Origin of the sequence: Thermoanaerobacter thermocopriae JCM 7501 (assembly GCF_001310975.1) — a bacterium.
GTDB lineage: Bacteria > Bacillota > Thermoanaerobacteria > Thermoanaerobacterales > Thermoanaerobacteraceae > Thermoanaerobacter > Thermoanaerobacter thermocopriae.
On sequence record NZ_BAZY01000050.1, the window covers coordinates 1 to 10,049 of the forward strand.

The following is a 10,049-nucleotide window of genomic DNA, read 5'->3' on the forward strand; positions in this document are numbered from 1 at the left end:
TTTTACTTTACAAAGCCCTATTGTGTATATAGAACAAGTGAGGGCTTTTTTTAATAAAAGAAAGCCCTCAGAGGAATTTGCAAAAAAATATTGGCCACTATTAGGAATAGACAATGCTACTCAACAAAAGCTTATCACTAAAATTAAAAAAGGGGAAATATTAGATGCTTACCGTTCGGTAATGAAACTCTTAACCATTAGGAAAATGATGTTAAAATTTTTCAATGGTAAGTTTATCTAAAACTATATCTGCTACAAAAACTTTATATTACCAAAAGTGTTTAAGGTTATTGAATTGATACATAAAAAATGATATCATATATAGTACTAAATGAATAAAGCAATTTATTATGGCTATATTTAATATTACGGAGATTTTCATGAGCCAGATTAAAAAACTGTATAAAAAAATAAAAGAAAATCCTAAAAATGTTAGATTCGAAGAAATAGATAAAATTTTAAAATATTTTGGATTTGAAGCTCGAGAGCCAGGAAGTGGTTCAAGTCATATAACTTATTCTCATGCTGACCTAGAAGACATATTAACTATTCCAAAAGGAAGGCCTCACATTAAGGCGGTTTATGTAAAAAAGGCTTTGAAGCTTATTGAATTGCTTGATGTTAAATTTGAAGATGAGGAGGAATAATAATGCCAAATGAGTTAAACTACAGAGTTGAAATTGTTAAGCTTTCTGAAGAAGATGGAGGTGGTTATTTGGCTATTGTACCAAGATTGCATGGTTGTATAAGTGATGGAGAAACCCCAGAAGACGCATTAAAAAATGTTCAGGATGCAATAAAATGTTGGATTAAAACAGCCAAAGAAAAGGGAAAGAAAATTCCTCCAGAAGAAGAGTATAGGGAAGAAAGCGAACATAGTGGTAAACTTCTTTTAAGAATTCCTAAGAGCATGCACAAAACACTTTCAGAAATGGCTGAAGAGGAAGGGGTAAGTTTAAATAATTTAATTCAAAATCTACTCTCATTTGCCATTGGTTATAAAAGAGCAAAAAAAGATATAAGCAGTGATTATAGACCAGTATTTAATGACATAATAATTGAGTCGTTAATAGGAAAATGGAAAAAGGTGATAATGTAGAATTGGTAAATTAATAATGAAGGTGGTATCATGCCTAAAAAGAGAACAAATATTATTAAAAAGATAGAAAAAAGCAACATTAAACTTAATAGAATTATAGCTGAAAGTCTGCCATATACTATGATATCAGATGGAAAAGGCGTAAAATTAAAAAGAAAAATTTGATTATGAAATTATAGGTATTAACAACAATGAAGCTGAAATCAAGTTGAGTGCAGAAATAGGATTTGATCCACAAAAGATATTTAATATTAAGATCGAATTGATTGGTACTTTTCATTTTAGTGAAGTAATTACAGAAGACAAAATTAAAGAAAATATTTCAGACCTTTTGAATTTTATGGCTAGTGAAATGAGCTTTATTGTTAGTTTTATTACTGATAAAATGTTTGGTAAGCCATATATTTTCCCTCCAATAGTCGAGTTGAAAGAATAAAAATGTTATAGACAAGTAGACAATAGACAACAGACAAGGGGACGGTTCTTTTGTCTGCAGACAAAAGAACCGTCCGAAATTGATGAAAAAGCCCTGTTTTATGGTGCTATTGCGGTTAATTTTGATGCAATAAAAGACAACCATATTCTTCATTCCTTTAAATATGTATATAAAAGTGCAGGTATTTCACGTAAAAAACCATAAGCTTCATCACTCAACATATATCTTTTTAAGAAGACCCCAGAATAACTTGCATCTATTCCAATACGCTTTGCTATTACACTTGCCCTTTTTAAATGAAATTTATTTGAAATAATTATTGCTGTTTTTAATGAATTTTTATCCATAATTTTCTTGGAAAAAAATAAATTTTCATATGTAGAAAGAGATTTATTATCAGTTAAAATAATCTTTTGAGGTATGCCATTTTTTAAAAGATATTCTTTTCCTGCCTCAGCTTCCGAAATATTCTCTCCAGGACCTTTTCCTCCAGAGACTATTATATACTTACCATACCCTTCTTTATAAAGTCTCAAAGCCTCATCAAGCCTTTCTTTGAAAAAAGGACTTGGCGTCTTTCCATATACTGCACAGCCTAAAACTATTATCACATCAGATTTTTTTGGTTTTTCATAAAGTGAAAAAGAAATTATCTGATATTCTAATGTTATTACCACTGTAACAAAAATTACTATTAAAATCCCTATAAACCTCAATAATAATTTCATTAAACTTTCCTCCAAATTATTATAATAAAATCCTTTATATCATTATACAACATATATCCTATTACTAAAACAATTCTTCACAATACACTTATAAATAACCAGTTTTTGATAAAATAAAATTATGAACTTTTTACTTAGTCACGCGTTTAATTTGTAGAAGGGTGGGCAGGTGATGGAAGAGAAAGAACTAATATATAAAGCAAAAAATGGTAATAAATATGCTCTAAATGAGTTACTCTCCCAAAACTATAATACTTTATTAGGATATTGCATTAAAATGACAGGTAAACCGATGCTTGCCCAGGATATAGTACAGGAAACAATGCTCAAAGCTATTTTAAATATTAAAAATTTTACTCCTGAAGTCAAGTTCTCAACATGGCTTTTAAAAATCGCAACTAATACATTTAAAGATTATTTAAAAAAACACAAAAATATTGAACTTGTAGAAGAAATATTTTCAAATACTGAAGAAGATGTAGAAGAGACCGCTATGACAAATATTCAATACAGCGAACTAATGAATATTTTAATGAAACTGCCTTATGAGAAAAGAGCAGTATTCATTTTAAAACACTATTATGGATATAAATACCAAGAAATTGCGAAAATAATGGACTGCCCTGTTGGCACAGTACGGTCACGTTTACACAATGCTATAAAAGAAATAATGTCAGAAATGGGAAGAAGGGGTATATTGTGAAAAGAGAATGTAAAAAAATACAAGACAAAATAATTGATATTCACTACAATGAACTTAGTGACAATACAGAAGTAATTTCACATATTGAAAATTGCAGTGACTGTTATACATTCAAAAAAAATTTAAAACTAACATTAAATTACATGGATACCTTAGATGTTAAAATTGATATGTCAGACTTGCAAGTAAATATCGCAGAAATTATAGAAAAGGCAGAGCAAATAAGAAATAAACGAAAAGATAGACTTGAATTGCTTATTTTTATAACCACATCAATAATTTTCTTAATATCATCAGTATTATTTATAGCAAATTTGGATGTTAGGTTGCTCCTATACACGCAAATTTTCCTTTATTTCAATCTGCCATTAATCTTAATACCCTTTTACAAATTAAAGACTTCAAGGAGATGATAAAATGTCCAAAAACACATTAATTTTAATAATTGTAATACCCCTATTATTTCTTCAAGCTTTATGGATTTTTATGGATGCAAAAAAACGTGGTGAAAAATACTACTGGGCATGGGGGATTTTTGGACTCCTAAATATACCTACCTCTTTAATCATATACCTTTTTGTAACAAGGTATGGATATCTTAAATGTCCTAATTGTGGGAAAACAGTAAGAAATGATTACAAATTCTGTCCTTATTGTGGTACTTCTTTAAAGAAAACATGTCCAAAATGTGGAGCTGAAATAAAAGATGATTGGAAATACTGTCCTGAATGTTCAACAAAATTAAAATAATCTGAGGAGGTCTAAATTAATGATTGATAAATTAAGCAATCCTGAATTAATAAAACTACTTCTTCCTTTAGCTATAATCCAGTTAGGACTTACTGTATTTTCAATTTACAGACTTTCAAAAGACAAAGTTAAATATCTTCCAAAATGGGCATGGTTTTTAATTATAATCTTTGGAGAAATATTAGGTTGCTTGATATTTTTAACTATAGGCAGGGAGAGAGAATAACATGATAAAAGCTTTTAATCTAACAAAAAAATACGGTAAATATGAAGTTTTAAAAGGGATAAGTTTTGAAGTTGAAAAAGGAAATATTTACGGCTTATTAGGGCGAAATGGTGCTGGCAAAACTACCACAATGAATATTTTAACAGGGCTTATTGATTATGATGAGGGAGAAATATATATCAATGGTAAAATGTTAAATAGAAATAATAGGAAACTAATTAACGAAATAGGATACCTTCCTGAAAATCCTACTTTTTATAACTACATGACTGGTAGCGAATACCTGTATTTTATAAGTAAAATAAGAGGTATTCCTCATCAAAAAGTTAGAACAGAAGTGGAAGAACTCCTTAATACAGTTAAATTAAAAGAAGCCGCCAACAAAAAAATACAAGGTTATTCAAGAGGAATGAAGCAAAAATTAGGACTGGCGGTGGCTCTTTTAGATAACCCTGAAATAATTTTTTTAGATGAACCTACATCTGCCTTAGATCCAGAAAGCAGATATGATATACTTAATCAAATCTTGGAAATGAAGAAAAATGAAAAAACCATATTCTTATCTACCATATATTAAGTGATGCTGAGAGAGTTTGCGACTATGTTGGCATACTTGATAAAGGTAAAATTATCTTTTCAGGAAGATTAAAAGAATTAAAAGCAAAAATATATTCAGCCTGTGTATGATATTGTCTTTGAAAATTTACCTACCAATGCTGAAGAAAAACTTAATAATGTAAAATGGATTGATGATATTAAAATAGAGAATGATATTATAAGTATTTACGTAAATGACATTGAAGCAGCAAAAAAGAATATCCTCAATGAAATATCAAACTTAGTATACCTGTTATATCACTGCAAAGAAGAGAAAATACTCTAGAGGACATATTTATAAGGATGGTGAAGCAAAATGAACACCTTTAAAGCATATCTGAAAAAGGAAATAATAGAATCGTGGAGGCATTACAAATATCTAATACTTCTAATTGGCATTGTTCTATTTGCTATACTTGATCCTATAATCCTTAAATTGCTTCCAGAAATGCTTAAAAATGAAATAAATGGTGATTTAGCTTCTTTAATACAAATTGATATGAAATCTGCAGTACAAAATTATATAAAGGATTTAAATCAAATATCATTACTGATAGTGCTTTTAACACTCATGGAACCCTAAGTGAAGAAGTGTCTTCACAAAAATTAGTATTCCCTTATTCTAAAGATGCTAACCTTTCAGCTATTGTCATATCAAAAATACTTCATTATTCCGTTACTTTGTCAATTTTCATAATAACTGGATTTGCTATTAATTACTATTACGCAACAACACTTTTCCATAACAACGTCATAGCTTTCAATAAAATATTAATATCATCTATCTTAATGTCAATTTATTATATTTTCATAATAACATTGCTTATATTTTTGAGTAGCATTTTGAAAAAAGGTATAATAGCTGCATTATTAGTATTAATACTTCATATAGTCTCATCAATATTAGTAAATATTGATAAAATAGCTAAATTTATTCCCTACAACTTAATTTCACTTGCGAATTCCTTTAGTACAGAAAATATTTTAACTACAATTATATCGGCAATACTATATTGCATAATATTGTCCATATTTACAATGAAAATAATGAACAAAATTGAAATAATATAACTTTTTCCCGAACAAGGAGACGGTTTTTTTGTTTCATATTGAAATAAGACAAAAGAACCGTCCCCTTGTCTTTTATAAAGAGAGGTTTTATCTCCTCTCTTTTTTATTTTTTCTGTGGTATAATGTACTAAAGATTTTGTGTGTTAAAGGGGAAATGTAAAATGGATAAAAAGGAAATTGCCAATATTTTAAACGATATAGGTTTATTGCTAGAGCTTAAAGGGGAAAATCCTTTTAAATCGAGAGCTTATTATAATGCTGCGAGGACAATAGAATTATTGGAGGAAGATATAGAAACTCTTGTCAAAGAAGACAGGTTAAAAGAGATAAAGGGAATAGGGGAAGCAATTAATAAAAAGATTACAGAGCTGGTTTTAACGGGTAAAATGGAATATTATGAGAATTTAAAAGCATCTATTCCGGAAGGGCTTGTTGAAATGCTTAAAATTCCCGGTCTTGGTCCAAAAAAGATAAAGACTATATACGAAAAATTAAATATTACCACAATTAGAGAGTTGGAGTACGCTTGTATAGAGAATAGATTGGTAGACCTTCCGGGGTTTGGGGAAAAGACTCAAAAGAAAATTTTGGAAGGGATACAGTTTGTAAAGCAATTCAGCGGTCAGCATTTATTTGCAGAAGTTTACACAGAAGCGCTTAAATTAAAGGAATATTTAGATATGACTAAAACTGCATTAGTGACGAAAATTGCAGGTAGTTTACGAAGGAAAAAAGAGATAGTAAAAGATATTGATATTTTGGCTTCAGCATCAGATTCCTCAAAGGTTATGGAAGCCTTTGTAAATTACCAAGATGTAAGGGAAGTTATAGCAAAGGGAGATACAAAAACCAGTGTCACTTTAAAATCAGGTATAAATGCAGATTTAAGAGTTGTAACAGAAAAAGAATTCCCTTATGCACTTCATCATTTCACAGGCAGTAAAGAGCACAATACTGCAATGAGACATAGGGCGAAGCAAATGGATATCAAAATGAACGAGTACGGCCTTTTTAGAGGAGATAAACTTATAGAATGTAAAAGCGAAGAAGAGATATTTGATAAATTAGGACTTTTATATATTCCTGCAGAATTAAGAGAAAACATGGGAGAAATAGAAGCGGCAGAAAAAGGTGAGCTTCCGAAATTAATAGAAGAAAAAGATATAAAGGGAGTTTTCCACGTTCATACGACTTACAGCGATGGGGCTAATACACTTATAGAAATGATAGAGACGGCGAGAAAATTGGGGTATAAGTATATAGGCATCACAGACCATAGCAGATCTGCTTTTTATGCAGGAGGACTCAAAGAAGAAGACTTAGTAAGGCAATGGGAGGAAATAGAAAAGTTAAGTAAGAAATATAACGATATAGTCATATTTAAAGGAATAGAGTCTGATATACTGCCTGATGGTTCTTTAGATTATGAAGAAGAAATATTAAAACAATTCGATTTTGTGATTGCATCCATCCATTCTCATTTCAGGATGAGTAAAGAAGATATGACAAAAAGAATGATAAAGGCCATAGAAAATAAATATACAACTATAATAGGGCATGTTACAGGAAGGCTTCTTTTAGCGAGAGACAGTTATGAAATAGATATATATGAAGTTATAGCAGCAGCAGCCCATTATGGCAAAATAATTGAGATAAACGCAAACCCTTATAGGCTTGACTTAGACTGGCGGTATGTAAAGCATGCAAAAGAAAAAGGAGTAAAACTTGCAATATGTTCTGATGCCCACAGCATAGAAGGCTTAAATGATGTAAAGTATGGGGTAGGAATTGCCAGAAAAGGCTGGTTGGAGGCAAAAGATGTAATAAACACTTATGAAGTTCATGAAATCTACAAATTATTCAGACAGAAGGGAAGTGAATAAATTGATAGGGCTTTTACAAAAGCATATGCGGTAGCAGAGAATTGATGAGCCAGCTCAAAGGCGGCTCTTTGTTTTTTCAAAAGATGCAAAATAGGAGGTAGCTTTTATTAATAGATGCAAGCAACAAAATTTTAAAAACGATTGCTGAACAGGAAATAAATGAACAGGCAAAACGATAAATTCATAAATAAAAGAGACGATAGCTGGATGATGTCCTTCTACAGCACCGACTTGCTATCGTCTCTTTAGTTTACCGAAAGATGTTTACCGCCATTTTTTGTTTTGTAGGTATTCATGGATGGAACGAGCTGCTTTTTTTCCGGCGCCCATGGCCAAAATCACAGTAGCTGAACCTGTTACAATATCGCCTCCAGCCCATACTCCTTCTCTGGAAGTCCGTCCTTCCTCATCCACAGCGATATAACCGTGTTTTGTAAGTTCTAAGCCTTCAGTGGTCTTTGTGAGGAGGGGATTAGGGCCAGTACCTATGGCGATTACTACCGTATCAATATCCATAACAAATTCAGAACCCATTATAGGAACTGGACGGCGACGACCCGAAGCGTCAGGTTCTCCAAGCTCCATGCGGATACATTCAATACCTTTGACCCAACCATTTTCGTTACCTATTATTTTCACTGGATTTGTCAGGAAATCGAATATAATGCCTTCCTCTTTAGCGTTCTCGAATTCTTCTTTTCTTGCGGGCATTTCTTCCTCCGAACGGCGATACACAATATGAACCTCGTCAGCTCCCATTCTTAGGGCAGACCTGGCTGCATCCATGGCTACATTGCCACCCCCTATTACTGCTACTTTTTTGCCTACCTTTATGGGGGTGTCAGTGTTGGGAAAAGAATAGGCCTTCATGAGGTTTATCCTGGTTAGAAACTCGTTGGCTGAATACACGCCAAGGTAGTTTTCGCCAGGTATGCCCATAAATTTCGGGAGGCCAGCTCCGGTGCTGATAAAGACAGCCTCATACCCCATTTCAAAAAGGTCGTCTATCGTCAGAACTTTGCCCATAACCATGTTAGTTTTAATTTCTACGCCCAGCTGTTGTATAAACTTTACTTCTTGTTCCACTATAATTTTCGGTAGCCTGAATTCAGGAATACCGTATACCAGTACACCGCCAGGTTTGTGAAGAGCTTCAAAGATCGTTACCTCATAGCCGAGTTTAGCCAAATTTCCTGCACAGGTGAGGCCGGCGGGCCCGGAACCAATGATGGCTACTTTCTTGCCAAGCTTTTTAGGAATTACCGGGGGACGGACACCTTTTGCTCTTTCCCAGTCTGCTGCAAACCGCTCCAGGCGGCCTATGGCCACGGGTTCACCTACTTTGCCCAAAACACAGTTTTTCTCGCATTGCTCTTCTTGTGGACAGACTCTGCCACATATGGCGGGCAAGCTGTTGGTTTCCTTTATAATCTTTATAGCTCCTTCAAAATCTCTTTCTGCAATACGTTTTATAAACTGGGGAATTTGTACCTGAACGGGGCACCCTTCAACACATCCTGGTTTTTTACACTGAAGGCACCTCTGGGCTTCACTAACTGCCTCTTCTTCCGAATAGCCCAAAGCTACTTCGTTAAAATTACGCCTGCGGACTTCAGGCTTTTGGGCAGGCATAGGTGTTTTCTTTTTACTTCTATTTAACGGCATCTTTATCAGCTCCTTCTATTTTGTTGATTAATTTGCATTCATGAGCTTCATTAAATCTTTCGAGGGAAATTTTTTCTTCTTCCTTATAAGTGGCCAATCTTTTTATTAGTTCATCGAAATCTACTTTATGGCCGTCGAAAGCCGGACCATCAACGCAAGCAAATTTGGTTTCTCCGTCTACGGTGACACGACACCCACCGCACATGCCTGTGCCGTCTACCATTATGGGATTAAGCTCACCATAGTGGGTATGCCATAAGGCTTGGTAATTTCGCTTCCTATTTTCATCAAAATTGGTGGACCTATGATAATAATCTCATCAAATTTTTCACCTTGTTCTAAAAGCTCTTTAAGTACTACTGTGACAAAACCATGGCGACCTTTTGAGCGTCGTCGGTGCAGATATACATCCTGTCGCTAACAGCTTTTATCTCTTCTTCCAATATTAGCAATTCATCTGTCCTAGCACCTATAATAGAAACTACTTCTACTCCCTGCTGATGAAGCATTTTGAGTTTAGGATAAAGTGGAGCAATACCAAGGCCTCCGCCTATTCCTAAATTTTCTTGTGATTAGGAAACTCCACCGGTACACCTAAAGGCCCAACAAAGTCCTGGATATAGTCTCCAGCTTCTAGAGTTCCTAATTCCCGTGTGGTTTTACCTACTTCTTGGAATACTATTGTGACAGTGCCATTTTCTGAATTATAATCTGCAATGGTGAGAGGAATTCTTTCTCCTCCTTCTTTTATTCTTAGCATAACGAATTGGCCTGGCCTTGCTTTTTTGGCCACTATTGGTGCTTCTATTACAAACAACTTGATGGAAGGTGCCAATTCTCTTTTTTCTAAAATTTTGAACATGATAATCCTCCTTCTTCTTTTAATAGTTT

The 10,049-nt window shown here is 33.2% G+C and carries 14 protein-coding genes and 1 pseudogene; 12 read left to right on the top strand and 3 right to left on the bottom strand.

The window, feature by feature from the left end; all coding sequences use genetic code 11:
- From JCM7501_RS13345 to JCM7501_RS15440, 5 genes are all read left to right on the top strand, one after another.
- On the top strand, positions 1–241 hold a 241-nt coding region (locus tag JCM7501_RS13345; RefSeq protein ID WP_218184443.1), incomplete at its 5' end, for a hypothetical protein.
- A 139-nt stretch (positions 242–380) separates the two neighbouring features.
- A complete protein-coding gene (locus tag JCM7501_RS11900) occupies positions 381–647 on the top strand; it encodes a type II toxin-antitoxin system HicA family toxin (RefSeq protein ID WP_003869675.1) in 267 nt (88 codons plus the stop codon).
- A 2-nt stretch (positions 648–649) separates the two neighbouring features.
- Positions 650–1,099 carry a type II toxin-antitoxin system HicB family antitoxin gene (locus JCM7501_RS11905; RefSeq protein ID WP_245599089.1) on the top strand — a complete coding sequence of 150 codons (450 nt, stop codon included), beginning with the start codon at positions 650–652 and terminating at the stop codon, positions 1,097–1,099.
- Between the two features lie 30 nt (positions 1,100–1,129).
- Entirely contained in the window at positions 1,130–1,264 is a 135-nt protein-coding gene (locus tag JCM7501_RS15435) for a hypothetical protein (RefSeq protein WP_256201470.1), read from the top strand.
- Positions 1,265–1,307: 43 nt separating this feature from the next.
- Positions 1,308–1,535, top strand: a complete 228-nt coding sequence (locus tag JCM7501_RS15440) for a hypothetical protein (protein WP_256201471.1) — start codon at positions 1,308–1,310, stop codon at positions 1,533–1,535.
- 149 nt (positions 1,536–1,684) lie between these two features.
- On the opposite strand, the gene JCM7501_RS11915 is transcribed toward JCM7501_RS15440, so the two are convergent.
- A complete protein-coding gene (locus tag JCM7501_RS11915; protein ID WP_028992549.1) occupies positions 1,685–2,263 on the bottom strand; it encodes a YdcF family protein in 579 nt (192 codons plus the stop codon).
- A 172-nt stretch (positions 2,264–2,435) separates the two neighbouring features.
- On the opposite strand from JCM7501_RS11915, the gene sigY reads away from it, so the two are divergent.
- The 7 genes from sigY to polX all read left to right on the top strand — a co-directional run bounded on the left by sigY (position 2,436) and on the right by polX (position 7,493).
- On the top strand, positions 2,436–2,966 hold the full coding sequence (gene sigY, locus JCM7501_RS11920; protein WP_028992550.1) for an RNA polymerase sigma factor SigY: 531 nt from the start codon (positions 2,436–2,438) through the stop codon (positions 2,964–2,966).
- The gene (locus JCM7501_RS11925; RefSeq protein ID WP_028992551.1) at positions 2,963–3,379 is read left to right on the top strand and encodes a zf-HC2 domain-containing protein; all 417 of its coding nucleotides are present in this window, start codon (positions 2,963–2,965) and stop codon (positions 3,377–3,379) included. The genes sigY and JCM7501_RS11925 overlap by 4 nt, the downstream gene beginning before the upstream one ends.
- Before the next feature lie 4 nt (positions 3,380–3,383).
- Positions 3,384–3,716 carry a zinc ribbon domain-containing protein gene (locus JCM7501_RS11930; protein WP_003868124.1) on the top strand — a complete coding sequence of 111 codons (333 nt, stop codon included), beginning with the start codon at positions 3,384–3,386 and terminating at the stop codon, positions 3,714–3,716.
- A 19-nt stretch (positions 3,717–3,735) separates the two neighbouring features.
- Positions 3,736–3,942, top strand: a complete 207-nt coding sequence (locus tag JCM7501_RS11935; protein WP_003868125.1) for a PLDc N-terminal domain-containing protein — start codon at positions 3,736–3,738, stop codon at positions 3,940–3,942.
- A 1-nt stretch (position 3,943) separates the two neighbouring features.
- Positions 3,944–4,519: an ABC transporter ATP-binding protein gene (locus JCM7501_RS15445; protein ID WP_256201472.1), complete on the top strand. Its 576-nt coding sequence runs from the start codon at positions 3,944–3,946 to the stop codon at positions 4,517–4,519.
- 336 nt (positions 4,520–4,855) lie between these two features.
- On the top strand, positions 4,856–5,122 hold the full coding sequence (locus tag JCM7501_RS15450; RefSeq protein ID WP_256201473.1) for a hypothetical protein: 267 nt from the start codon (positions 4,856–4,858) through the stop codon (positions 5,120–5,122).
- A gap of 649 nt (positions 5,123–5,771) precedes the next feature.
- Positions 5,772–7,493 (top strand): DNA polymerase/3'-5' exonuclease PolX, encoded by a 1,722-nt coding sequence (gene polX, locus JCM7501_RS11950; protein ID WP_012996084.1) that lies wholly within the window; start codon positions 5,772–5,774, stop codon positions 7,491–7,493.
- 264 nt (positions 7,494–7,757) lie between these two features.
- On the opposite strand, the gene gltA is transcribed toward polX, so the two are convergent.
- Together gltA and JCM7501_RS11960 are read right to left on the bottom strand one after the other, a co-directional pair.
- Positions 7,758–9,158, bottom strand: coding sequence for an NADPH-dependent glutamate synthase (gltA, locus tag JCM7501_RS11955; RefSeq protein WP_012996083.1), 1,401 nt, complete (start codon positions 9,156–9,158; stop codon positions 7,758–7,760).
- A pseudogene (locus JCM7501_RS11960) lies at positions 9,145–10,020 on the bottom strand (sulfide/dihydroorotate dehydrogenase-like FAD/NAD-binding protein). The gene gltA and the pseudogene JCM7501_RS11960 overlap by 14 nt, the downstream one beginning before the upstream one ends.
- Positions 10,021–10,049: the final 29 nt, after the last annotated feature.